The sequence below is a fragment of the Streptomyces sp. NPDC003038 genome (assembly GCF_040611115.1).
GTDB lineage: Bacteria > Actinomycetota > Actinomycetes > Streptomycetales > Streptomycetaceae > Streptomyces.
This window is the reverse complement of sequence record NZ_JBEXNN010000002.1, coordinates 190,703-214,252: the sequence shown is the minus strand read 5'-3', so window position 1 is coordinate 214,252 and position 23,550 is coordinate 190,703. Positions and strand designations below refer to the sequence as shown.

General features: G+C 70.4%; 24 protein-coding genes and 1 pseudogene. 7 read left to right on the top strand and 18 right to left on the bottom strand.

Annotated features, from left to right (window positions below; translation table 11 throughout):
* Positions 1-38: 38 nt before the first annotated feature.
* On the bottom strand, positions 39-593 hold the full coding sequence (locus ABZX75_RS03675) for a hemerythrin domain-containing protein (RefSeq protein ID WP_355407430.1): 555 nt from the start codon (positions 591-593) through the stop codon (positions 39-41).
* Positions 594-750: 157 nt separating this feature from the next.
* Between ABZX75_RS03675 and ABZX75_RS03670 the strand changes: the two genes are divergently transcribed.
* Positions 751-1,257: a DUF6328 family protein gene (locus ABZX75_RS03670; RefSeq protein WP_355407428.1), complete on the top strand. Its 507-nt coding sequence runs from the start codon at positions 751-753 to the stop codon at positions 1,255-1,257.
* Positions 1,258-1,286: 29 nt separating this feature from the next.
* On the top strand, positions 1,287-1,508 hold the full coding sequence (locus ABZX75_RS03665) for a hypothetical protein (protein WP_355407426.1): 222 nt from the start codon (positions 1,287-1,289) through the stop codon (positions 1,506-1,508).
* 53 nt (positions 1,509-1,561) lie between these two features.
* Here ABZX75_RS03665 and ABZX75_RS03660 read toward each other — a convergent pair whose 3' ends face one another.
* The 6 genes from ABZX75_RS03660 to ABZX75_RS03635 form a co-directional block, all read right to left on the bottom strand.
* Positions 1,562-1,825: a DUF6158 family protein gene (locus tag ABZX75_RS03660; RefSeq protein ID WP_355407424.1), complete on the bottom strand. Its 264-nt coding sequence runs from the start codon at positions 1,823-1,825 to the stop codon at positions 1,562-1,564.
* Positions 1,826-1,859: 34 nt separating this feature from the next.
* Positions 1,860-2,336, bottom strand: a complete 477-nt coding sequence (locus ABZX75_RS03655) for a hypothetical protein (RefSeq protein WP_355407422.1) — start codon at positions 2,334-2,336, stop codon at positions 1,860-1,862.
* Position 2,337: 1 nt separating this feature from the next.
* Complete coding sequence (locus ABZX75_RS03650) at positions 2,338-2,880, bottom strand: hypothetical protein (protein WP_355407420.1); 543 nt, start codon at positions 2,878-2,880, stop codon at positions 2,338-2,340.
* A gap of 109 nt (positions 2,881-2,989) precedes the next feature.
* Entirely contained in the window at positions 2,990-3,343 is a 354-nt protein-coding gene (locus ABZX75_RS03645) for a hypothetical protein (RefSeq protein ID WP_355407418.1), read from the bottom strand.
* Positions 3,344-3,526: 183 nt separating this feature from the next.
* On the bottom strand, positions 3,527-4,078 hold the full coding sequence (locus tag ABZX75_RS03640) for a type 1 glutamine amidotransferase domain-containing protein (RefSeq protein WP_355407416.1): 552 nt from the start codon (positions 4,076-4,078) through the stop codon (positions 3,527-3,529).
* A gap of 14 nt (positions 4,079-4,092) precedes the next feature.
* Positions 4,093-4,287, bottom strand: a complete 195-nt coding sequence (locus tag ABZX75_RS03635) for a hypothetical protein (RefSeq protein WP_355407414.1) — start codon at positions 4,285-4,287, stop codon at positions 4,093-4,095.
* A 139-nt stretch (positions 4,288-4,426) separates the two neighbouring features.
* Between ABZX75_RS03635 and ABZX75_RS03630 the strand changes: the two genes are divergently transcribed.
* Positions 4,427-4,912: a flavin reductase family protein gene (locus tag ABZX75_RS03630; RefSeq protein WP_355407412.1), complete on the top strand. Its 486-nt coding sequence runs from the start codon at positions 4,427-4,429 to the stop codon at positions 4,910-4,912.
* Positions 4,913-5,086: 174 nt separating this feature from the next.
* Here the strand turns inward: ABZX75_RS03630 and ABZX75_RS03625 are convergent, their stop codons facing one another.
* The 3 genes from ABZX75_RS03625 to ABZX75_RS03615 form a co-directional block, all read right to left on the bottom strand.
* Entirely contained in the window at positions 5,087-5,434 is a 348-nt protein-coding gene (locus ABZX75_RS03625; RefSeq protein ID WP_355407410.1) for a PRC-barrel domain containing protein, read from the bottom strand.
* Positions 5,435-5,485: 51 nt separating this feature from the next.
* Positions 5,486-6,394, bottom strand: coding sequence for a LysR family transcriptional regulator (locus ABZX75_RS03620; protein WP_355407408.1), 909 nt, complete (start codon positions 6,392-6,394; stop codon positions 5,486-5,488).
* A gap of 163 nt (positions 6,395-6,557) precedes the next feature.
* The gene (locus ABZX75_RS03615; protein ID WP_355407406.1) at positions 6,558-9,812 is read right to left on the bottom strand and encodes a TIM-barrel domain-containing protein; all 3,255 of its coding nucleotides are present in this window, start codon (positions 9,810-9,812) and stop codon (positions 6,558-6,560) included.
* Between the two features lie 209 nt (positions 9,813-10,021).
* Between ABZX75_RS03615 and ABZX75_RS03610 the strand changes: the two are divergent.
* Positions 10,022-11,016: pseudogene (locus ABZX75_RS03610) on the top strand (hypothetical protein).
* A gap of 499 nt (positions 11,017-11,515) precedes the next feature.
* On the opposite strand, the gene ABZX75_RS03605 reads toward ABZX75_RS03610, so the two are convergent.
* The 3 genes from ABZX75_RS03605 to ABZX75_RS03595 all read right to left on the bottom strand — a co-directional run bounded on the left by ABZX75_RS03605 (position 11,516) and on the right by ABZX75_RS03595 (position 15,575).
* A complete protein-coding gene (locus ABZX75_RS03605; protein ID WP_355407404.1) occupies positions 11,516-13,309 on the bottom strand; it encodes an ABC transporter permease/substrate binding protein in 1,794 nt (597 codons plus the stop codon).
* Complete coding sequence (locus ABZX75_RS03600; RefSeq protein ID WP_355407402.1) at positions 13,309-14,361, bottom strand: glycine betaine/L-proline ABC transporter ATP-binding protein; 1,053 nt, start codon at positions 14,359-14,361, stop codon at positions 13,309-13,311. Before ABZX75_RS03600 ends, ABZX75_RS03605 begins: the two co-directional genes overlap by 1 nt.
* Before the next feature lie 260 nt (positions 14,362-14,621).
* Positions 14,622-15,575: a SigB/SigF/SigG family RNA polymerase sigma factor gene (locus ABZX75_RS03595; protein ID WP_355407400.1), complete on the bottom strand. Its 954-nt coding sequence runs from the start codon at positions 15,573-15,575 to the stop codon at positions 14,622-14,624.
* Positions 15,576-15,720: 145 nt separating this feature from the next.
* Here ABZX75_RS03595 and ABZX75_RS03590 point away from each other — a divergent pair, with 145 nt between their 5' ends.
* The gene (locus ABZX75_RS03590; RefSeq protein ID WP_355407398.1) at positions 15,721-16,128 is read left to right on the top strand and encodes a helix-turn-helix domain-containing protein; all 408 of its coding nucleotides are present in this window, start codon (positions 15,721-15,723) and stop codon (positions 16,126-16,128) included.
* A 187-nt stretch (positions 16,129-16,315) separates the two neighbouring features.
* Here ABZX75_RS03590 and ABZX75_RS03585 read toward each other — a convergent pair whose 3' ends face one another.
* Genes ABZX75_RS03585 through ABZX75_RS03570 form a run of 4 tightly spaced genes read right to left on the bottom strand, consistent with a single transcriptional unit; the run spans position 16,316 to position 20,199 of the window.
* Positions 16,316-16,774, bottom strand: coding sequence for a MaoC family dehydratase (locus tag ABZX75_RS03585; protein WP_355407396.1), 459 nt, complete (start codon positions 16,772-16,774; stop codon positions 16,316-16,318).
* A gap of 45 nt (positions 16,775-16,819) precedes the next feature.
* Complete coding sequence (locus ABZX75_RS03580; RefSeq protein WP_355407394.1) at positions 16,820-18,379, bottom strand: long-chain fatty acid--CoA ligase; 1,560 nt, start codon at positions 18,377-18,379, stop codon at positions 16,820-16,822.
* Positions 18,380-18,389: 10 nt separating this feature from the next.
* Complete coding sequence (locus ABZX75_RS03575) at positions 18,390-19,277, bottom strand: amidohydrolase family protein (RefSeq protein WP_355407392.1); 888 nt, start codon at positions 19,275-19,277, stop codon at positions 18,390-18,392.
* A 1-nt stretch (position 19,278) separates the two neighbouring features.
* Positions 19,279-20,199, bottom strand: coding sequence for an SDR family NAD(P)-dependent oxidoreductase (locus ABZX75_RS03570; protein WP_355407390.1), 921 nt, complete (start codon positions 20,197-20,199; stop codon positions 19,279-19,281).
* Positions 20,200-20,458: 259 nt separating this feature from the next.
* On the opposite strand from ABZX75_RS03570, the gene ABZX75_RS03565 reads away from it, so the two are divergent.
* Complete coding sequence (locus tag ABZX75_RS03565; protein WP_355407388.1) at positions 20,459-20,890, top strand: MarR family transcriptional regulator; 432 nt, start codon at positions 20,459-20,461, stop codon at positions 20,888-20,890.
* Positions 20,891-20,965: 75 nt separating this feature from the next.
* On the opposite strand, the gene ABZX75_RS03560 is transcribed toward ABZX75_RS03565, so the two are convergent.
* A complete protein-coding gene (locus ABZX75_RS03560) occupies positions 20,966-21,427 on the bottom strand; it encodes a DUF3237 domain-containing protein (protein ID WP_355407386.1) in 462 nt (153 codons plus the stop codon).
* A 468-nt stretch (positions 21,428-21,895) separates the two neighbouring features.
* Here ABZX75_RS03560 and ABZX75_RS03555 point away from each other — a divergent pair, with 468 nt between their 5' ends.
* Positions 21,896-23,542, top strand: a complete 1,647-nt coding sequence (locus ABZX75_RS03555) for an ABC transporter substrate-binding protein (RefSeq protein WP_355407384.1) — start codon at positions 21,896-21,898, stop codon at positions 23,540-23,542.
* The last annotated feature ends 8 nt before the right edge of the window (positions 23,543-23,550 follow it).

Sequence of the window (23,550 nt, the reverse complement as noted above, 5' to 3'; positions counted from 1 at the left end):
CAGGCCGCCGGAGCCCGTTCGCGCGTCCTGCCCGGTACCTACTCCCCGCGGCCCGTCACCAGGTCGCGCGCCCGGTCCACGAGACCGACGCCGGGCGCCAGCAGCCGGTTGGCCGGCGGGGTGTCGGGGGCGCCCGGGTGGGGGCGCGTCGGCGCGAACCTCTTGGCTCGCCGCACCTTGTCGCCGAGCGCGTGCAGGGCCTCCGGCGAACAGGCCTTGCGCAGCCGCGGAAAGAGGTTCTGCTCCTCGTCGCGCACATGACTGGCGATCTCGGCCTTGAGCTCGGCGATCCGGTGGTCGAAGTCCGGCCCCGCGCCGTCCACCCCCTCCAGTTCCTTCAGCATCCTCTCGACCCGGGCATGGTCGGCGAGCTCCTTGTCCGCGATGAGATCGCCGTCCGGGAAGTGCTCCCGTACCGTCGGATAGAGATGCTCCTCCTCCGCGACGGAGTGCCGGACGAGTTCGATCGTCAGCTGCTCTGCGATCTTCTGCCGTTCGAGCGCCGGGGTGGTGTGCTCGATCCTGCTGAAGAGTTCGTCCACCTCACGGTGGTCCGAGGTCAGTTCCGCGATGACGTCCTCGCCATGTCCCATGTCGTACTCCGTCTCCGTATCGGTCGGACCGCGGCCGGCAGAGCCTGCCGGCTGCTCTGCGGGTACCCGGGGAAGTGCCGCGCTAACGACGCGGCATGGGTGCCGGGAGCCCGGGTAGGCGAAGGGTCACGCACACCAGGGAGGTCAGGGAGGTCCCATGCGGGAAGAAGGCGGCAGCGGGCGGAGAGAGCGCGGCGACGGCCGGGACGAGAGCCCGCAGGAACGGGCGGACCGGCAGTGGCAGGAACTGGTCCAGGAGATACGCGTGGCGCAGACCGGCGTACAGGTCCTCTTCGGCTTCCTCCTGACCGTCGTCTTCACCCCGCATTTCCACGGCCTCTCGCAGACCGACAAGACGATCTACATCGTCACCGTCGTCCTCGGGTCCATGGCCACGGGCGCGCTGATCGGCCCCGTCGCCTTCCACCGCATCGTTTCGGGCCGCCGCATCAAGCCCCAGGCGGTCGCCTGGGCCTCGCGCCTCACCTTCACCGGCCTGCTCCTGCTGCTGGCCACCCTCACCTCCGCGCTCTTCCTGATCCTCCGGGTGGCGACCCACAACGCTTTCGCGCCCTGGCTGGTGGCGGGGGTCCTGGTGTGGTACCTGCTGTGCTGGTTCGTCCTGCCGCTGTGGGCCCGTATCCGCTACACCACCGGGGACTGACGGCGGCCCCTACCGAAAGGAGCGGAGTCATGGGTGACACGGGTGACACGGGTGACATGCGGGACAAGGCCCAACGAACGGGCAAGGGCCGCGAGGAGCAGGTGCGCGAGGCCCCCGCTCCCGATCAGCCGACGCGCGCCCGAAGCAAGGAGGAGTCGACCCGGCGGCGCGAGGACGAGCCGCCCAGGTCAGACGAGGGGCGCGCAGACGAGGGGCGCGGCCACGACGAGGAGGAGCCGCAGGGCTCGTAGACCGAGTGAGGCCCGCGGGCCGCGGGCCGGAAGACCATAGGGCCGCGGGCGCCTTAGTGGGCGCCCGCGGCCTCTTCGTCATCACCTGTACGGGCACGGGCACCCGAGCGGGTGCGGGACGGTGTCGTGGCACGCTGCGGGTGCCGGCGTACGTACTCGTGCTCCAATTCGTTCATCCGCTGCGTATGGGTGGCCAAGGCATCGTCCGACCCGTACAGCAGCGTCTCGTGGCGCGTGCGATGGATGGCCTCAAGCTCCTTGAGCAGTCGGCCCTCCTCCAGATTGCGCGCCGACGGGCCGCTGTCCTGTGCCGTCATGGCAGACGCACCTCCTTGCCCCTCAGGTGCCGGCTCACGTCTTGAGCAGACGGTCGAAGAACGAGCGGTAGTGCTGCAGAGCCAGCCGCAGGTCCTCCGTGGCGACCTCCTCGCCTCGGTCCCATGGGCCCTGCAGCTCCTTCTTGTGGTCCGAGAACGTCTTGGCGAGCGTCTGCATCACCTCCGCGACCAGCGTGTCCGCGGACCTGACCGCGTCCTGCGGGTCGTCGACGAACCTGCCTTGGATGTCACTCCACGCCCTGCGGTACTCCTCCGCATCCTTGCTGTCCAGGAGCGGCTTGTCCTGGGCATCGGACTCGGACACCGACCGCTCTTCCTCCCCGGCCGGTTCTTCGTCCCCCGCTGCCTGCTCCGCGTCCCGGTCGGTCGTGGCCTCACCCGGGAAGACGGCACTCTGCTCCGTCGTGTCCGCCGTTTCCGGCTGAGCCAGATCCTCCGTGCTCAGACCGCTCTCGCCGGGGAGGACGTCGGGGTCGCCGTGGTCCTGCATGTCATCGACCTCCTTGCTCACTCAGCAGTTCCTCGAACAGAGCCCGGTAGTGCACCATCGCCCCTCGGAGCTCCTCCGTGGTCGCCTTTCCTTCGCTGCTGCGCACATTGACGTCGTGCGCGGCTCGATAGTGCTTCAGCGTGTCGCCGTGTTCCACCGACAGGTCCCGCAGTTGCGTCTCGTAACCGTCGGTCGGGTAGCCGCGCTCTCTCATCAGCCGCGCCACCAGCTCGTCCGCCTGCGCGACGGCCCCTTCCGGACGGTCCACGAAGCGCTCCTGGACCTCGCTCCACTCGTCCGCGTACTGGCGGCGGCGCTCGGTCGGGAGCTCCTTGATCTCAAGCCCTGCGTGGCGTTCTTCACGGGCGCGCAGCTCGCGCTCGGCGGCCAGCCGGCCGCCTTCCTCATCGACCGTGCGCGTGTACTCGGATCCGAACCGGTCCTGCAGGTGCCGTCTGCGCGACAGCATCCACAGTCCGACGGCGAGGGCAATCAGTACGACCGCCGCGGGGACGATGATCGCAATGAGCGTGCCTGTTGACATGGGGGCCTCCATTTCCGGGGCCTTGTCGATTTGGTGTGCGGCTGCCCGCAGCCAAAGGGGGACAAACCCGGTCCCGGCCGAGATCCGCACGGATCCCCACGCCGCCGGGTCAGCCCGACCGGACCCAGAGCTGAACGTCCTTCTCCTGGTCTCCGGCCGCGGTCCCGCCCATGTCGATCGTGAAGGCCTCGGCCAACGCGGAGAGCACCTGATCGACCGCGCGGTAGCCGCCCTGGAGACCGACGCTCACCCGGCCGTCGAGATGCGCCGGAGCGGCCCGCACGCGGGGTTTGGCCACGTCCAGCGTCGCGGTCCACACCGTGGCGCGGCTTCCCGTGGCCGGCCGCGAATCGGTGGAGAAGGCGTGCTCCAGTACGTCCAGGACGGTGCGGCCGGCCTTCTCGGAGCAGTCGCTGACCGCGACCACCACCTCCTCAGAGGGCTGGTGCGATGCGGTGGTCATGGGGACTCCCTGTCTTTCCTGGACTCCGTGGTCTTTCCGGACGCCGTGGGCTTTCCGGACTCCGTGGACTGCCTGGGCCGGGAACTGGCTGGGCTCATGGAGCTGCCTGGGTCGGTGGGCCTCATCCGGGTGTCCTCGGGCTTCTCCGGTCTCCTCGGCTTCACTCCGCCCCGCCCTCGGGCTTCACTCCGCCTTGTCCAGGACCTCGGCGAACTCCCTGACCAGGGTCCGGCAGAACGCTTCCAGATCATCCGGCTTGCGGCTCGTGATCAGCGCGGCCGGCTGCGCGTGGCAGACCTGGACCTCCTCGTCCACCCATGTGCCGCCCGCGTTGCGGATGTCGGTCCTGAGGCTGGGCCACGAGGTCAGGGTCCGGCCGCGGACCACGTCGGCTTCCACCAGCGTCCAGGGGGCGTGACAGATCGCGGCGACGGGCTTGCCGGCCTCGAAGAAGCTCCGGACGAAGCCGACGGCCCGCTCGTTCATCCTCAGCGCGTCCGGATTGGCGACGCCGCCGGGCAGCACGAGCGCGTCGAAGGCGTCCGACGTGTCACCGGCCAGGACGTGGTCGACGGGGTAGGTGCCCGCCTTGTCGAGGTGGTTGACCGCGCGGATCCGGCCGGGCTTCGTCGAGACCAGCTGGGGGTTCCAGCCGGCGGCGAGTACGGCCTTCCAGGGCTCGGTGAGTTCGATCTCCTCGACGCCCTCGGGAGCCGTCAGAAAAGCGATGCGCACCTGGGTCACTTCCTTCAGTCGGGGGGCTCGGGTACCGCCGGCCGCTCGCTCGGGGTCGGCTGGTCCGGAGCCGGGTCGGGTTCGCGGGGTGTCTCGCCCGGGTCCAGGGGATCGGGATCCCGGGGAAGCGGGTCCGGGCGGGACGGCCTGGGGCCGGGGCCTTCCGGTTCCGGCTCGGTGGTCCGTTCGATCTCCGTGGTCCCTTGCATGCGGTTCACCTCTCACGCGGGCTTTTCGTACCACTCTCCGCCACGCCCTGCGCCTGCCCGGACCGGCGCGCCTCAAGCGGAGAGGATTCGACGCCGATGGGCGGGGTAGCCGCCTGCTGGATCCGAGGGGAGCCGTACCGTGACGCAGCTGGACACCTTCGCCGAGGTGCTCGACGGCCCGATGTACGTGGTAACGGTCGCGGCCGATGGTGAACGCGCGGGCTGCCTGGTGGCATTCGCCTCGCAGTGTTCGATCAACCCGCCGCGCTTCGTCGTGTGGCTGTCCACCGTGAACTACACCTATCGGGTCGCCCGCGGTGCGTCGTACCTCGCCGTACACGTGCTGGGTCGCGGCCAGCGAGCGCCCGCCGAGCTCTTCGGCGGTGAGACCGGCGACCGTGTGGACAAGTTCGCGCAGGTCGCCTGGCGGCCGAGCCGGGACGGCAGTCCGGTGCTGGATGAGGCCTGTGCCTGGTTCGTCGGCCGGATCGAGGGGCGCATCGAGGGGGGCGACCACGTGGGATTCCTGCTGGCCCCGGTCGAGGAGTCCCCACCGGCGGTGAGCACGCCCGCGCTGCTCCGGTACAGCGACGTGGAGGACATGCAGCCCGGCCACCCCGTCTGAGGGCGAAATGCCCGAGCAGGATGATGTGAGCCCCCAGAGCGCGGCGTACTGAGCCCACCCGTGTATAGGGCCGGCCCACCGGTCGGCGCACGGTTCCACGCCTCTCCGGGAACGGACATGTACGAGCCGGACAGCCCGCTGCCGAGAGCCCCTCGGCCCGCGCGGAGGGCGCTCTCAGGAGTGGTTCGAGTAGTACTGCTCGATCAGCCGGATGAAGGCGACGTCGTCCTGGTGCTGACCGCTTTCGAATTCCGGCGAGTCCTTGACCTCCTGGCGGGTGCAGGACAGGTGCACCGTCTCCTCACCGCTGTCGACACGGGCGATGACACCCGCCGGGATCACGACCCGCCGGCCGAAGATCCACGGGCCGGTGTCGACCACGACGTACGAGCGGCTGACGTCTTCGGAGTGCTCGTCGATCTTCCCGATCGGCCCGTCGGTCGCTTCGACCTTGTAACCCACCAGATCCGTACCGGGCGCATGCCCCGACTCGCCGCCGAATCCCCAGATGCCGGAGCCCATGACAACCTCCTCGCGGTGTCCCCCGCATGCCCCTGCCCGTCTGTGCGGCGCCTACGCGGAAACGGCGGCCCGCGCCGTGCAGCTGCGGGCTACCTCGTCGGCGAAGGCGCGGGCCGGCGGGGCGAGGGCGGTCCAGCGGCGGACCGCCCAGCCGACCGCGAGGGGCGGCAGAGCGGGGATGGGGACGAGGCGCAGCGGGCCGTCGGTGCCGGGGACCTGCCAGCCGGGCAGGGCCGGCAGGACGGCGTGGCCCACGCCCAGTTCGGCGAGCAGGAGGGCGGTGTCCCAGTCGGCCACGCTGGTGTCGGAGCGCACCCGCAGCCCGGATTCCGCGAAGGCGGCGTCGAGGTGGGCGCGGGAGGCGGAGTTCTCCGGCAGCCGGATGTGGCGGATACCGGCGAGATCGGCCGGCTCGATGCGGGTCCGGGTGGCGAGGGGGTCGTCGGCGCCGACCGCGAGCACCCAGGGCAGTTCCATGACGGGGCGCAGCTCGATGCCGCGCACCGGGGCGCCGATGGTGATCCAGGCGAGGTCGAGGTCGTCGGCGGCGAGGGCGGCGAAGCAGCTGCGGCTGGAGTTCTCGGTCTGGAACTCCAGGCTCACCCCGGGGTGGCTGCGGCGGAAGGTGACGACGGCCTCGGACATGAAGTGCCGTACGGTCGTCGCGCCCGTGGTGACGCGTACGGATCCGCCGACTCCTCGTACGAGGTCGTCCAGGCGGCGCAGGGCGCCGTCGAGGCCGGCGATGCCTTCGGCCGCGGCCGCCTGCAAGATGCGGCCGGCCTCGGTGGGGACGACCCCGCGCGCGTGGCGCTCCAGAAGGCCGGCGCCGGTCTGCTTCTCCAGTCTGCGGACGTGCTGGCTGACGGCCGACTGGGTACAGCCCAGCTCGCGGGCGACGGCGCTGAGGCTGCCGGCGCGGCAGACGGCCACGAACACGCGGAGATCGTCCAGGGTCATGGCCTCCAAGCTACCGCTTGGGTCTGGAGAGCAAAGAGGAGGATTGACTTGGGATTTGGTGTGAATCAAGATCGGTGCAGGGCCCGGGCGGCAACCCGTCCCCGCCTTCGCCACGGTCCGGACCTCGGGCGAAGGCGGGGACGGGTGCCGACCCATCACGGGGTCAGGGTGTGAAGGTCCAGCGCTGGGCCGGGCGGCCGTCGCAGGCGCTACGGGTGAGCCTGGTGCCGTTGGCCGTGGCGGAACCGGCCGGGGCGAGGCATTGGCCGGCGGTGCGCAGGGTGCTCTGGGGGCCTGCCTGCCAGGTCTGGCCGGCGCTGCCGTCGCAGGTCTGGATCGTCACGCGGGAGGACTTCGTACCGTCCAGGCAGACGCCTCCGAGGCCGGTGAGGCGGCCGTCGTTCTGGAGGGTCCACCGTTGGTTGGGGCCCCCGTGGCAGGTGTAGAGGGTGGGTTCGGTGCCTGGGGTGGTGGCGCTGTGCGGCAGGTCGATGCAGGTCGCGGAGGCTGCGTTGACCAGGGTGGCGCCGACCGGGAACGGAGCGGCCCGGCCGGTGAGCGTGATCTCGGCGGCGCTGGTCCAGGGGCCGCGGCCGCCGGCTTCGGTCAGGGCCTTGAGCCGGAGGTAGCGGCCGTTCTTCGCGGACAGGGAGATGTTCTTGACGGCCGCCGTGTCGGTGAAGGTGCCGCTCGCCACGGGTGGGCCCCAGTCGGTGGTGGTGTCGGATACGTAGACCTCGTAGCCGCCGATCCGGCCGTTGACGCCGCCGTCCTGGCGGGGCAGATAGCCGAGGCCGTCCACGCCGTAACGGGCGCCGAGGTCGATCTGGATCTCGTGCGGGAGCGGGGCCGGCGTGCCCGATGACCAGGCGGTGTGCCACAGCGTGGCCGGGTTCCCGTCGAAGGCGCCCGGCGCGGCGCCGTTCTCGGCGCTGGTCTCCTGGCTGTCGGCGGAGACCAGGGACCAGGCCGACTGCGCGATCGGGGCGGAGGACGGCAGTGCTTCGGCCGACGGGAGCGTGACGCCGGTGGCCGAGACGCTGAACGCGCCCGACTTCGCACCCGTCTTGATCCAGAGGACCCCGGCGCGGTCCGACGCGTCGAAGTACCAGCCCGACGCGGCCGCGTCGTAGGCGGCCTTCGAGGTCAGGCGCGCCAGGGTGGCGCCGTCCGCGGTGAGGGCGGTCGGTGGGGAGGCGACATGGAGGGTGAACTCGTAGCCCCGGGAAGCCGGTTTGCCGGTGTAGCTGCCGGTGGGGGCACCGACGGAGACGCTGACCGTGCCGGATCCGGCCGTGGGGGCGGTGACGTCGACCCGCTGGCGGGCGTAGGCGCCGCTCTGGTGGGCGCGGGTGAGGCCGTCGTCCTCGTAGAGGTTGAAGGAGGAGTCGCCGCGCGGATGGATGTCGTAGGTGAGGGTGGAGACGGGCTTCTCGCCGGTGTGGTTCATCTGCGGCCACATCGGCACGATCGCGCCCCCCTTGACGAAGAGGGGCAGGGTGTCGAGCGGCGCGTGGTAGCCGTTCAGCCAGCCCGGGCCCGCGTACGTCCGGCCCGTCCAGTAGTCCGTCCAGGTCCCGGCGGGGAGGTAGACGCCGTCCCGCACGGAGGTGTCGGAGACGACGGGCGCGACGAGGAAGGAGTCACCGGCCATGAACTGGCCGCTGGTCAGGTTCCCGCGTGCCACCGGGTCCTCGGGGTACTCCAGGACCATCGCGCGGGTGCTGGGGACACCGCTCTCGTGGGCGACGCGGCTCATCGTGTACAGGTACGGCATCAGCCGCATCTTGAGCTGGAGGTACTTGCGGTTGATGGAGAGGTACGGCTCGGCGAAACGCCAGGGCTGCTTGTCCTGGTAACCGGCCGTGGGGCCGGTCGCGCCCCAGCCGGACATGGTCATGAAGGCCGGGGTGAAGGCCTTCCACTGGAGATCACGGGTGTACGTCTTCGGGCTGCCGCCGAAGATGCCGTCGACGTCGCCGGCGGCGTAGTTGAGGGCGGACAGGCCGGCGCCCGTGATCGCGGGCACGTGCCAGCGCATGTCGTCCCAGGTGCCGTAGGTGTCGCCGGTCCAGACGACGGCGTTGCGCTGGGTGCCGGCCCAGCCGTCGACGGTCCAGACGTAGCGCCGGGCGTCGGAGTTCTTCTCGATGCCGTCGACGGCCTGCTGGACGCCGTCGAAGGCGTACTTGTAGCCGCTGCCGATCCACGCCACGTCCGTCTTCACGCCCCGGGTGCCGGCCGTGCCCACCTCGTCGGCGATGTTGCCGAGACCGGTGGAGGTCCAGAGCCCGGTCTGGAAGCCCTTGGCCTTGAGCGCGTCCACCGTCGACTTGAGGGGGGTGGTGTAGCCGCAGCCGTAGCCGTCGTTGGGCAGGAACCAGCCCGAGGGCATGTCGGCGGCGCGGGCGTCGGCCGCGTACCCCACGACGTCCGGGGTGGTCTGGTGGCGCAGGCGGTTGTGATCGCCCTGATAGTCGGGGTTGGAGGCGTTGAAGCAGTCGGCGTTGCCGAGCTCGAAGCCCCACATCGGCGCCATGAAGGGCTTGCCGCTGACGTCGGTGTACGCGTCGAGCACGGACTTCAGTGAATCGCCGGTGAAGTACCAGGCGTCGAAGCGGCTCTCGTTGTGGGTGAAGGTGCTGGGCGCGTGGAAGCCGTAGGAGCCCGGGGCCCACGTGTTGCGCATGACGCCGTAGCCGTTGGTGGACATGTAGAAGGGGGCGGGGCTGGCGTTGTCGTTTTCCCGCCACTTGTTGTCGACGGCGACCGGGACGGTCTTACCCCGTAGCGCCCATTCGCCGAGGCGCAGGCCGGTGCCGTAGAACTGCTCGTCCGCGCCGCGGGCCAGGTACTGGGTGGTCTGGCTGCCGGTCCAGCTGGTGGGCTGGCTCTCCTGCCAGATGAGGGTGGTGTTGTCGGCGCGGTAGACCGAGAACTGGAGGGGCGATTTGTTGACGCGGATGGAGAGGGCGCCGGTCGTGATGCGGTAGTGGGTGCCGGCGTCGGAAGAGGTGGTGGCCACGGAGCCGAAGTCGGTGGTGGGGGCGAGGTCGGAGCCGGCCGGGTCGTGGGTGAAGGTTCCGTCGGGCGAGAGCCAAAGGCGGAAGATGTCGGCGCGGGCGACGACGACGCGGGCCTTGGCGCCGCTGGACGTGGTGACGGTGAAGGTGTTCCCGGACTGGGCGAAGCCGGTGACGGTGCCGGCGGTGGCCGTTGCGCCGGATGGGGCCGACGGGGCGGTGGGGGCGGAGGAGGCCGCTGCTGCGGCGGCGGAGGAGGCGACCGGTCCGGCGGCGGCCAGGCCCGCGACGGCGAGGGCGCCGGCGAGCAGGGCGGCGGCCGGCGCGCGGTGCCGGCCGGTCTGCGCCGGGCGTGCGGGGCGGGCTGGGCTCCTGCGGATGCTTGGCAGTCTCATGGGGCAGCTCCTCGTGCGGTCCGGATCGCGGACACACCGCTTTGGCATGCACCCGGCAAGATAGCGCTCCAGTGGACCACTTTGAAGGAAGTTGCTCGAAGTGGCCTGTCCTCACGCATGTTCGAACATCTACGCCGCGCTGTCACGGGTCATACAGCCGCCTCCGACCGCTGCGGCCGCCGAGTGGCCACCGACGCCGGTGGCCGACGATGCTTTCGCTGGCCAACGCGTTCTGCCCGCGGGACCTGCTCGACTGGGAGGGCACGGTGCTCCGGCGCCTCGGGGCGCCGGTCGCGGGCGGATTCGCGGTCGAACCCAAGCTCGACGGGGCCTCGCTCGCCGCCCGGTACCGCCACGGGCGGCTGGTCCAGCTCGTCACTCGGGGCAGTGGGGCCAGCGGCGAGGACGTCTCCCACGCGATCGGTGCCATCGCCGGCCTGCCCCGCGAGCTGGCCACGGACGTCTCCTTCGAGGTGCGCGGCGAAGTCCTGCTGACGGCGGCCCAGTTCCGGCGGGCCAACGAGATGCGCGCCGAACACGGGGCCGGCCCTTCTCCAATCCCCGCAACGGCGCGGCCGGCACGCTGCGGGCCAAGAGGCGCCCGTACACGGTGCAGATGACCTTCTGGGCCTTCGACGCGGTCGAGCTCGACGGCGGGACGGAACTGCCGGGCACCACCCACGCCGAGGTCATGGCGTGGGTGGCCGCGGCGGGTGTCCGGACGGCGGCCGACACAACCGCCGGACTGGCGGTGGCGGCCACGGTCGCCGAGGCACAGCGGCACGTCGACCGCATCGCGGCCCTGCGCGCCGCACTGCCCTTCGGGATCGACGGGGTGCTCGTCAAACTGAACGACCTGGGTGAGCAGGCCGCGGCCGGCAGCGGCTCACGCCACCCGCACTGGGCCACCGCGTACAAGCTGCCCGCGGTGGAGCGGCGGACCCGGCTGCTGGAGGTGACCTGGTCGGTGGGGCGTGCTGGCGCCGACGGCCGTGCTGGAGCCTGTCGAGATCGCCGGCGGGGAGGCGTTCGCGGAGTGGATCGCGGCCTTCCTCACTCTCTGAGGCCGCTGAGCCCCCTGCCTCCCTCGGGCCTTTGCCGGGCTTTGCGCTCTTCGCGCACTTCCCGGCCCTCGCGGGCTTCGCGCGCTTCGGCCGGGGTGGTGACCGCCAGCACCGGCGGGGCGGGCGAGGACCACCGGTGACCGCAGGGGTCGAAGACCAGCACCACGGGCTGCCCCGGGCGCTGTCGCCAGGAGATGCGTTGCGGCGCGCCCGCGCACACCGGGCAGCAGGGCAGCGGGCCTGGTTCCGGCGGGCACTCGGGGGCGGCCGCGAGCGGCGTGGAGTGCGGATCGCGCATGGAGGCTCCCTGCTCGTGCGGTTGGGCTGATCGCACTGTGCCATGGACCGGCCCTGGTTCGCACGGGCTAATCATCCAGTGTTCTGGCTGGTCAGAGGTGCGGTCACCAGGATTATTCCGGTCTTCTTACGGGCACTTGGTGACCAACCGCTCCCGTCACCCGCCGCCACCAGGCCCGATTCGCACACCGCGATCACCGCCCGGGGGCGGCGCGGACGCCCGGCTTGCCGAAGATGCCCGTGATGTGGTTCTTGACCGGGGCTGAATCACCGCCCGGACGCACCAAAGCGCCGGCGGGCGCGGGACCTGGAGCGGTCCCGCGCCCGCCGGCGCCTCGGAGGTCAGGACAGCTTGTCGATCTCCGGGTTCTCCACCAGCCAGGCGCGAACCGCTTGCTGTTCCTTGCCCTTCCCGGTCTCCTGGATCTTCGCCTCCAGGCTGGTCAGCTGCTCCTCGGTGAGCTTGAAGGAACGCAGCCAGTCGGCGACTCGGGGCTCGTCCGCGGCGAAACCCTTGCGGGCCAGGGTGTGGATGCCGTCACCCGCGCCCCAGACGCCCTTCGGGTCCTCCAGTTTGGTCAACTCGTAGGAGGAGTACGCCCAGTGCGGCGACCACAGCACGACGACCACGGGCTCCTGCTTGTCGTAGGCCCGCTTGAGCTCCGAGAGCATGCCCGGGGTCGAGCCGTCGACGACCTGGTACTCGGCGTCCAGGCCGTATTCCTTGAGGACCTTGTCCTTGAGGATCGACATGACTCCGGCGCTCGGCTCGATGCCGATGATCCGGCCCTTGAACTGCCCGGACTTGCCCTTGAGGTCGGCGAGGGAGCGCACGTCCTTCACGTACGACGGGACGGACAGCTCCAGTGAGGTGGGGCCGTACCAGGAGCCGAGGTCCTCCAGCTTGTTCCCGTACTTCTCCCAGTACTGGGCGTGCGTGACGGGCAGCCAGGCATCGGTCTGAAAGTCGAGCTGGCCGCCGGCCAGGCCGGTGTAGAGCGCGCCGGCCTCCAGCTGGCGGGCGTCGACCTTGAAGCCGCGCCGTTCCAGCAGCTCCTTCCAGAGGAAGGTGGAGGCGATGCCCTCGTCCCACGGGATGTAGCCGAGGGAGACGGTGCGGCCCTTGCCGATGTTCGCGGCGTCCGCCGGGCCGTCCTCGCGGGCCGTGCCGCCGAAGGTGGCCAGGCCGCCCGCCACGAGGGCGAGTACGACGGCACCGGTGACGGCGAGGGCCGGCTGCGGGCGGTGGTTCCACACCTTGGCGGCGCCGGTCGCGGCGGCCCGTGTCTTGGCCAGCGCGCGCCGGCCGAGCGGGGAGACCTGGCGGCCGAGCGCCCCCGTCATCCGGTCCAGGTACATGGCGAGGATGACGATGGAGATGCCCGCCTCGAAGCCGAGGCCGATGTCGACGTTTCCGATGGCCCGGTAGACGGCGCCGCCGAGGCCTCCGCCGCCGACCATGCCGGCGATGACGACCATGGACAGCCCGAGCATGATGACCTGGTTGATGCCCGCCATGATGGTGGGCAGCGCCAGCGGCAACTGGACGCGTACGAGGGTGTCGCGCGGGGTGGTGCCGAAGGCGTCGGCGGCCTCGACCAGTTCCGCGTCGACCTGGCGGATGCCGAGCTCGGTCATCCGTACGCCCGGCGGCAGCGAGAAGATGATGGTCGCGATGATGCCGGGCACCACGCCCACGCCGAAGAAGATGATGCCCGGGATGAGGTAGACCATGGCCGGCATGGTCTGCATGAAGTCCAGGACGGGCCGCAGGACGGCGCTGACGCGGTCGGAGCGCGAGGCCCAGATGCCGAGCGGGATCGCGAACAGCAGCGTGACGAGCGTGGCGACCAGGACCAGCGACAGGGTGGACATGGCGTCGGCCCACAGGTCGACGGAGTCGACGAGCGCGAAACCGGCGAAGGCGAGCAGGCCCGCCAGCATGCCGCGCAGCCACCAGGCGGCGACGGCGAGGATGCCCGCGAACAGCAGCGGGGCGGGAGCGGACAGGACGACGTTGATGCCGTCGTAGAGGCCGGTCACCAGCGAGCTGATCGCATCGAACAGCCAGGACAGGTGGCGCTGGAGGAAGTCGACTCCGCTGTCGACCCAGGCGCCGAGAGACAGACGCGGCATCAGGCTGCCACCTCCACGCAGGCCATCGGCGGCCGCTGTTCGTCTCCGATGAAGGCGACGATCCGGTCCTGGGCGACGGAACCGACGACCTCACCGTCCGGGCCGGTGACGGCGACGGCGTGCGGGACGCGGGCGCTGACGGCGCAGAGGTCGGCGAGCGGGGTGTCGGCGCTGACGGTGGGGCAGGCGCAGGCGTCCGCGTCGGCGCGCGCCTGGTCCATGACGGCATCGGCCGTGAGCACGCGCGACCGGTCGACGTCCTGGATGAAGGAGGCGACGTACTCGTCGGCGGGGCGGGTGAGGATGTCCTCGGCCGTGCCCTGCTGGACGATGCGGCCGTCACGCATGACGGCGATGGCGTCGCCGAGGCGCATGGCCTCGTTGAGGTCGTGGGTGATGAACACGATGGTCTTCTTGAGCCGTCGCTGGAGCTCCAGCAGCTGGTCCTGCATGTCGCGGCGGATCAGCGGGTCCAGCGCACTGAAGGACTCGTCCATCAGCAGCAGGTCGGCATCGGTGGCCAGGGCGCGGGCGAGGCCGACGCGCTGCTGCATGCCGCCGGACAGCTCGTCGGGCCAGGACTTCTCCCAGCCTTCCAGGCCGCACAGGGCCAGGGCCTCGGCGGCGCGCTCTTCGCGCTCGGCCCGGGACACGCCCTGGACCTCCAGCCCGTAGGCGGCGTTCTCCAGGACGTTGCGGTGCGGGAAGAGCGCGAAATGCTGGAAGACCATGCTGATCTTCTTCGACCGTACGCGGCGCAGCTCGCGCGGGGTCAGCGCGGTGAGGTCCTCACCGTCGAAGAGGATCCGTCCCGAGGTGGGTTCCAGCAGTCCGTTGAGCATGCGCAGCAGCGTGGACTTACCGGACCCGGACAGGCCCATGACGACGAAGATCTGGCCGGGATCGACACGGAAGGAGGCGTCGATGACCGCGGCCGTCGTTCCGCCCGCGCGCAGCTCGTCGCGGCCGGTGCCGCTCTCGAGTGCGCGGACGGCGTCGCCGGGACGCCTTCCGAACACCTTGTACACGTGATCGGCTTGGAGCGTGGACACATACACCTCGTGGGTCGAACGGGTGCGGCGCGCGCGGACGGGCCGGCGGGCCGCGGAGCGGGACGGGATCTGCCCGCATGCGCCTGACCTCCGGGGGTTCACCCGGTCGGTGAGGGTCCGCTCCAGCTGCAACGATGCCCGATGTTCGCCCCAGCAAACAAATAGGTGATCCACCTCACGTCTGTGGCGCGGCCTCCTGGCTGGTCGCCGCGGGGGCCCCAGGCCGGGGTGTGACCGAACCAACAGCGTCGCGAGAGGCCTCAGACCTGGGCCGCAGCGGTGCGAGCCGCGTCCTTCGGGTCGGCGGGGTCCTCCAGCATGGACGTGCGCAGGTGAGTGAGGAGCCGGCTCAGCAGCCGGGAGACTTGCATTTGCGAGATACCGAGGGCCGCGCCGATCTGGGCCTGGGTGAGCTCCTCGCCGAAGCGCATCTGCAGCATCCGGCGCTCGCGGTCGGTGAGCTGCTCCAGCAGCGGCGCCAGGGTCTGGATGTCCTCGACCATCTCCATGGCCGGCTCCTCCTCGCCCATGACGTCGGCGAGCGTGTGGGCCTCGGCCGGTCCGTCGCCGTGTTCGGCGTGCGGGGCGTCGAGGGAGCCGCTGGTGTGACCGTTGGCGGCGACCAGCCCGTCGATGACCTCCTCCTCGGAGAGGGAGAGGTGTTCGGCGAGGTCCGCGACGGTGGGCGAGCGGTCGAGCGCGGCGGTCAGCTCTTCCTTCGCCTTGGCGATGTCGATGCGCAGCTCCTGGAGCCGGCGCGGGACGCGGACGGCCCAGGAGGTGTCACGGAAGTGCCGCTTGATCTCGCCTGTGATGTACGGCATGGCGAGCGTGGAGAATTCGTTCTCACGAGCCGGGTCGAACCGGTCGATGGCCTTGATCAGGCCTATCGTGCCGACCTGCACGATGTCTTCGATGTCGCCGCCGTCGCCGCGGCTGCGGAAGCGCCGTACCGCGTACTGGACGAGTGAGGCGTTCATCTCGATGAGGGTGTTGCGGACGTACTGGTACTCCGCCGTGCCCTCGGTCAGTTCGTGCAGTCGCCGGAAGAAGACCTTCGAGAGCTCCCTCGCGTCAGCGGGGGCCACCTCCCGCGGCTCGTCGATCCGCGGGACGCCCGCGATCCGGGCGGCTTCGGCGCGCCGATTGGGCGCGGGAACGACGGCGGTGGTGGTGGTGGTGGTGGCGTGGGACAGCGGGGCAGGGACCGGCATGGGGTTCGCTCCTTGGGCTTATCGGCTTGCGGCGCGGGACCTTGACTGCGGTAGATGTTGGCCCTCTTCTGCTCACACGTCAAGCATTACGTGAAATCCATTTCGCGTCTTGCATCACCTGAATCGAATGCCGCATCATGAACGCATGGGGAGTATGTCGAGACGCGAGAATTGGACATTTCTGACGAATCACGCCCGCGTCCTGGTGGCCATCGCCCGGGACCCGGCCGTACGACTCAGGGATGTCGCCGCGGTCTGCGCGCTGACCGAGCGCACCGTGCAGACGATCGTCACCGACCTTGAGTCGGACGGGTACCTGCGGCGCGTCCGTGACGGGCGGCGCAACCGGTACGAGATCTCCCCGGGCGCCGTGTTCCGGCACCCGGCCGAGGCCGGGGTCCAGGTGGCGGGCCTGCTCGCCCTGCTGACGGGCGCCACCGCGGACCCGGACGCCCCGACCCGGACGACCACGGCCCCGCCGCTCGACATGGCGGACGCCGAGGCGGCGGACCTCCTCGACATCTCTCCCTTGTCGAACCTCGCCACCGACTAGGTGTGTTGATCACGAGCGGTGGCGACAGTCGCGGATCTTGATCGTGGCAAAGGCCCCCGGTGTGGTGGGAGCCGTCCGACTGTTGTCCGACAGGCCGTCGTTGATCGGGGGCGCTGACGCTTCGGATCGAGCTAGGACAACGTGATCGCGGAACCCTTAAGGGCCTGTAGAGGTGGGGTCCCGTAGGTCAGGCGTAATGGCGGTAGACCGCCTGGGCCACGCAGGCGGGCTTCTCGTTGCCCTCGACCTCTACGGTGAAGGCCAGCCGCATCTCCACGCCGTTGCCCTTGACCTCCTCCACCGAGCCGACCGCGCCGTGCAGGCGGACCTTCGCGCCGACCCGCACAGGGCTGGGGAAACGGACCTTGTCCAGGCCGTAGTTGACGCTCATGGAGGTGCCGGTGATCTCCAGCAGCTCGTTGAAGAGCGGGATGATCAGGGACAGCGTCAGGTATCCGTGGGCGATGGGGCCGCCGAAGGGGCCTTCCTTGGCCTTCTCCGGGTCGGTGTGGATCCACTGGTGGTCATCGGTGGCATCGGCGAAGGTGTTCACCCGGTCCTGGGTGATCTCTCGCCAGCCGGTGCGGCCGAGGTCGGCTCCGTTCAGGGACTTGAGCGCGTCGATGCCGTTGGCGGTGGTGGGCATGGAAGGTTCCTTTCCGGTGGAGGGGGAAGAGCGCGGGCAGCCGGGCTACGGACGGGGGTGACCGGTGGCATCGTCGGCGTAGGCGGTGCGCACGGCGGGTTTGACGATCTTTCCGGAGGCTGTACGAGGAAGAGCGCCGGTGAAGACGACGGATTTCGGGATCTTGTACTTGGCGAGCCGCCCCCGCAGGTGGCCGAGGATGTCGTGTTCCTCGGCACGAACACCCGCCTTGAGGACGACGACCGCGCGGCCGACTTCGCCCCACACCTCGTCGGGCACGCCGATGACCGCGCATTCTCCGACGGCGGGGTGGCTCAGGATCGCATCCTCGACCTCGGCCGGGTAGACGTTCTCCCCACCCGAGACGAACATGTCCTTGACGCGGTCGACGATGTACGCGTACCCGTCGCCGTCGGTCCGGGCGATGTCACCCGTGCGCAGCCAGTCGCCGTCGTCCTCGGTGAAGGCGGCTGCGGTGTCGTGCGGCCGGCCCCAGTAGCCCGCCATGACGTTCGGGCCGCTGACGAGGATTTCGCCGCTCTGCCCGGGTGCGGCCTCGCGGCCGTCGGGCAGCACCACGCGGGTGTCGGTGAAGAAGTGCGGCACGCCCGCGGAACCGGCTTTGGCCGAGGTCTGCTCCCGGTCGAGGAAGAGGATCCCGGGGGAGGCCTCGGTCATGCCGTAGCCCTGGCTGAACGCCAGGCCGCGGGCCAGGTACGCGGCGATGGTGCGTGCGGGGACCGGTGCGCCGCCGCAGTTGAGGGTCCGCAGGCTGGACAGATCGGTGTCCGCCCACCGCGGCCGGGCGGCCATGGCGTCGTACATGGTGGGAACGCCGAACATGTACGTCACGCGCCGGCTCTCGATCAACTCCAGGACGCGGTCGGGGTCGAACGCGCCGAGCAGCACCACGCGGCCGCCCTTGAGGAGAGTGGGCAGGCACGTCATGTTGAGCCCCGCGGTGTGGAACAGCGGGGCGACGACCAGGGTGACCTCGTCACCGGTCAGATCGGTGTCGACCAGGACGTTGACGCTGTTCCAGGTGATGTTGGCATGGGACAGGACCGCGCCCTTGGGTCGGCCTGTGGTCCCGGAGGTGTACATGATCACGCAGGGGTCGTCCGGGGCGACGGCTTCGTCCAGCGGATCGGTTCCGCCGCCGGCGAGCAGTTCCTCGTAGCCGAGAGCCCCGGCCCCGACACCGGCACCGTCGAGGGCGATGCGGTGGCGCACTCCCGCCGCCGCCGCGGCCGCCGCACCGGCGGCCTCCGCCTGCTCGGGTGCGTGGAAGAGGACGGTGCTTCCCGAGTCGGCGAGGTTGTAGACCAACTCCCCTACAGTCAGACGGGTGTTGAGCGGCACGAAGACCGCACCTAGCGCACCCGTGGCGAACAGCGTTTCGAGGAAGGCCGGGTGGTTGGGGCCCAGATACGCCACCCGGTCGCCGGGGCGCGTTCCCAGGGCGCGCAGAGCGTGAGCCAGGCGCAGCACCCGCTGGTTCAGCTCCCGGTACGTCCACGCTCGGTCCTCGTGCACGACGGCGATCCGGTGCGGGGTCTTGCGGGCCCGGCGCGCCGGCCAGGAGCCGATGCCTTGGTTCAACACGGCGCCCCCTTCAGTCCTGGGCCAGACCGAGCAGGCGGGCGGCGTTGTCCTTGAGGATCTTCGGCCGGACCTCGGGCTTGATGTCGAGTTCGGCGAAGTCGGCGAGCCACCGGTCGGGGGTGATGACGGGGTAGTCGGAGCCGAAGAGCACCTTGTCCTTGAGGAGGGTGTTGGCGTACCGCACCAGCTGCGGCGGGAAGTACTTCGGCGACCAGCCGGACAGGTCGATGTATACGTGCGGCTTGTGGGTGGCCACGGCGAGCGCCTCGTCCTGCCAGGGGAACGACGGGTGGGCCAGGATGATCCGCAGCTGCGGGAAGTCCACGGCGACGTCGTCGACCAGCATGGGGTTGGAGTACTTCAGCCGGATGCCGCCGCCTCCGGGGACGCCGGCGCCTATGCCCGTCTGTCCGGTGTGGAAGAGCGCGGGTACGCCCAGTTCCTCGATGGCCTCGTACAGCGGGTAGGCGAGCGGATCGTTGGGGGCGAAGGCCTGGATGCTGGGGTGGAACTTGAAGCCCCGTACTCCGTACTCCTCCACCAGGCGGCGGGCCTCGCGTACTCCGGCCCGGCCCTTGTGCGGGTCGACACTGGCGAAGGGGATGAGGACGTCGGGGTGGGCGGCGCAGCTTTCGGCGATCTCCTCGTTGGCGATCCGCGGGTGGCCGGTGGCGTGCTCGGCGTCCACGGTGAACACCACCGCGGCCATGCGGCGCTCGCGGTAGTGAGCGGCCATCTCGTCGATGGTCGGTTGCCGGTGCCCATGGGCCTTGAAGTACTGCTCGGAGGCGCCGAACAGCTCGGGGCTCAGCGCTCCGTGGCCGTCCTTGGAGATCTCCGCATGGGTGTGCATGTCGATGGCGGTCAGCTGGCCGAGGTCGAGCGCGAGGTCGCTCATCTCAGGCCTCCGGTGCCTTGGGAGCCGGAATGCCGAAAGTCTCCGGGTCGGATCCGATGCCGCCGTACCACTCTTCGGCGATCGCGTCGGCGCTCCAGCCGCCGTCGGTGAAGACGACCGTCTTCTCCTTGGGGTGCGCCCACAGGGCCAGCCGGTCGCCACCGACGCCGATGGCCTGCCCGGTGACGCCCTTCGAGGAGTCCGAGGCGAGGAAAGTGATCAACCCGGCGACGTCCTCGACCGTACCCAGGCCTTCCTCTTTGCGCAGCCAGTCCGGCAGTGGGCTGCCGGTGCGCTCGGATTCCGCGATGGCCGGCGCGAAGGCCGGAATGGTTTTGGTCATCTCAGTGGCCGCGACGGGGACGACGGCGTTGACGGTGATACCGGCCTTGGCCAGCTCCATGGCCCACGTCCGAGCCATCGCGACGATGCCGGCCTTGGCTGCGGCGTAGTTGGTCTGGCCGAAGTTGCCCCGCTGCCCGGCCGGCGAGGAGATCAGAACGAGGCGGCCGCCGGTGCCTTGTTCCCGCATCCGGACCGCGGCGGCCCGGGCGCACGTGAAGGTGCCGCGCAGGTGGACCTTGACGACGGAGTCGAAGTCCTCGTCGGTCATCTTCCACAGCACGCGGTCGCGCAGGATGCCCGCGTTGGTGACGAGCACGTCCAGCCGCCCGAACTCCCGTACCGCCGTCGCGACCAGCTGCTCGGCCGCATCGCCGTCGCCGACCGCGGCCACGACGCCGGCGGCCCGACCGCCCGCTGAGGTGATGGTGGCGACCGCGGCGTCGACCACGCCGCGGTCGACGTCGTTGACGACGACAGCGGCGCCGGCCGCGGCGAGGGCCTGGGCATATCCCAGGCCGAGTCCGCCTCCGCTTCCGGTGATGACGGCGACTTTCCCGTGCAGATCCATGTCTTGCACCTCTCTGGTGGTCTGTGGATGGGGCGCTCGGCGGAGCGGGGCGCCAGGCGAGTGGGAGAGGCACGCCGCTCTGAGCGGTCCCGCAGGGCCCGTTCTCGTCTGAGGCCGGCGCGGGGTACTGCGCGGCGATCAACAGGAATCCTGACGGTTTGGAGTGTTGCGGATTCTCAGGATTCCTGTCAATGACCTAGGGTGGACGCACCGAAGACCCGGGGCAGGCGACCCGCGGGAAGTGACGTGGAGGCAAGCTGTGAAGTCCATGGCGACAAGAGGGGCGGGGAGCCCCTCGCTGCTCTATCTGGTCAAGCGGACCGAGCTGGTGGTGCGCGCCCGCCTCGACGAACTGCTGAAGCCGGCCGGCATCACCGCGCTGCAGTACACGGCCCTCACCGTGCTGGAACGGCACGAGGGGGTGTCCGCCGCGCAGCTCGCCCGGGACTCCTTCGTCACGGCCCAGTCCATGGCCGACATGGTCCGCACTCTGGAGAACCGCGGTCTGATCAGGCGCGACCCCAACCCCCGCAACCGGCGCGAGAAGGTCATTCTCCTCGCCGACGCCGGCCGCCGGCTGCTGGCGGAGTACGCGGAACCGGCCCGGCAGCTCGAAGAGCGCATGGTCCGCGATCTCGGTCCTGAAGAGATCGCCGGATTCCGCGACGCCCTGAACCGAGCGTGGCGGGCGCTGTCCTGACGCGGGCGCGCGCCTGGGGCTGAGATCTGGCCGGTGACCGGCCCAGCCCCCGGGCCGGTCACCGGCGGCACGGCTCTACCGCACCGCGTACATGCGGATGGCGACGACGTCCTCGCCCTCGGGGCGGGCGAGCCCCACGAAGACCGTCTCGGCGAGCCACCGGTGAGCGGGCGCATCCGTCCGGAAGACCGGCGAAGTCCTGTAGTAGTGGCCGGCTTCCGAGACCTGGATGTCGCCGTCGTACTGGTCGGGGCTGTCGGGCTTGGGTCGGTAGAAGCCGCGGTTGGCGATGTCGATCACCGCACCGTCGTCGGCCTGGATCAGGTAGCGCGCGTCGAGCTCGCACACCTCACCCCTGGTACTGCTCCAGTCACCCCCGCCCGCCAGCACCTTTCCGCGCAGCATCGGGCCTTCCACGCTGCCTCCGACGATGGGGGTGAACTCGGTGATCTCCCCCTCGCCGTGGCCGATGTGGAGCGTCTCGGTGACGTGGGCCCGAATCTCGAAAGCGAAGACGAGGGCAGGAGTGAAGGACACGGTGGGACTCCGTTCGGTGGGTGGAGTGCGTCGCGCTCGCGGAGCGGTGGGGGTGAAGGGGCGACCCTGGCGGGCGCACCCGGCAAAGGGCCTTCGTCCCGACCTCTCGCCGCGGCTCGGGCGGGGCGTCACTGCTGCTCGGCGGCCGGGCGGCGGGCTCAGTGGCGGCGTGGCCGCCCGGAGCGCCACGGCGGGGCGGGGCAGTGCGGAGGGTCTGGTTCCGCTCACGGTGCGGCGGTACGGACGCAGAAGCTACCGGCTGCCGGGCGGCTGCGCCACCCCCGTTCCGAGCTGCCGGGCCGTATCTCCCGAGAAGACGGGTCAAGGTCTTGACTCGTCTACTCACCAGGTGCAAGCGTGACATGCAACAACGTTATATGACGTTCGTTTATCACGCTTGCCGCCCCCACGCCCCGCTTCGACGGCGAGCTCTCCGCCCCCCTTCCCCCTCGGCAAGGAGCATCAGCCATGGCTGCAAGAAGACAGGTGCTGACGGTGCTCATCAGCGTGGGTCTGCTGGCCGCGACGTCCTGCACCTCCGCCCCCAGCGGTGGCGACGGCACATCCCGGGCCACCGGGCTCACCACCACCACGCCGCCCGGTCCCGCCTCCGTGGACAGCGTCACCTGGGCACTGCCCTACGGGGAACCGACGACCCTCGACCCGGCGAAGGTGGGTGACTACTCGCCCCAGACGGTCGGGGCGAATCTCTGCGACACGCTGATACGGATGAACGCGGACTTCTCCCTGAGCCCCGGCCTGGCCGAGAAGACCACGTGGACCGACGACCGCACCCTGGTGCTCGACCTCCGGACCGACGTGACGTTCTGGGACGGCTCGCCCATGACGCCGCAGGACGTCGTCTACAGCCTGGAACGGCAGACCGACCCGAAAACGCAGGCACTGTACGGGAACTACCTCGCCACGGTGGCGTCCATCGAGGTCACCGGCCCGCACCAGGTGACGCTGCGCACCAAGACGTACGACCAGACCTTGCCCAAGGCGCTTTCGACATCCTTCGGCGCGGTCAACCAGAAGGTGTACACCGAGAAGGCCGGCGCCGCCTACGGCACCGCCAAGGGCGGCGTCATGTGCACCGGGCCGTTCAAACCGGCTTCCTGGAAGCCGGGCGACAGCATCACCCTCGAACGCAATGACGCCTATTGGGACTCCCGGCTCAAGCCCAAGGCCGCCCGGATCGTCTTCAAATTCATCACCAACAGCAACACGCTCACCAGCGCACTCCTCTCCGGCGAGGTGGACGGCACCTACGAGCTGCCGCCCAGCAGCGCCACGGCGCTCGCCACTGCGCGGAACGGCAGGACCTACCTGGGTCCGTCCACCCAGAATGTCCTGCTGATCCCCGGCAGCGCCGCGTCACCCGCCGCGGACCGCCGCCTCCTGGACGCACTGTCCCTCACCGTGGACCGGACCGCACTGATCAAGAACGTGTTCGGGGGCGACGCCACCACCCTGAGGTCGCTCGTCCCGCCACTCACCTGGAGCGGCGACAAGGCCGCCGCCCAGCTCGACGCCGCCTACGAGGCGCTGCCCGCCGTGCCGAAGCCCGACCTGGGGCAGGCCAAGAAGCTGATGGAGCAGGTAGGCCCCGTGCCTCGGCCTCTGGTGGCCGCGATCCCGGCGGGCGACCAGAAGGGACTGCAGATCCTGACGTTCCTGCAGGCCTCCGCCAAGCAACTGGGTGTCGAGATCCGGATCCGGCAGCTCCAGCCCACCGAGATGTCCTCGCTCTTCTACGACCCCTCGATCCGCCAGGGCATCGACCTGATCCTGACCTTCGGGTACGTCGCCATGCCGGACCCGTCGTCCTACGTGGCGGAGATGGTCACGCCGCGGGGACTGTTCAACTGGACGAACTATGACAACGCCGACGTGACCCGGCTGCTCGCGCAGGCACGTACGGCCACGGACCCCGTCGCGTCCGCCAAGGCCTACATCGAAGCCCAGGCGCTGTTCACGCCCACCGTCCCGGTGGTCTACCTGGCCAGCACCCACGAGCGGATGTTCATGAACAAGCGCATCAGCGGCGCACCCACTTCCTTCGCCTACACGGGCATGCCGTGGGCTGCCTCCATCGGCGGCACCGCGAAGTGACGCGCCAC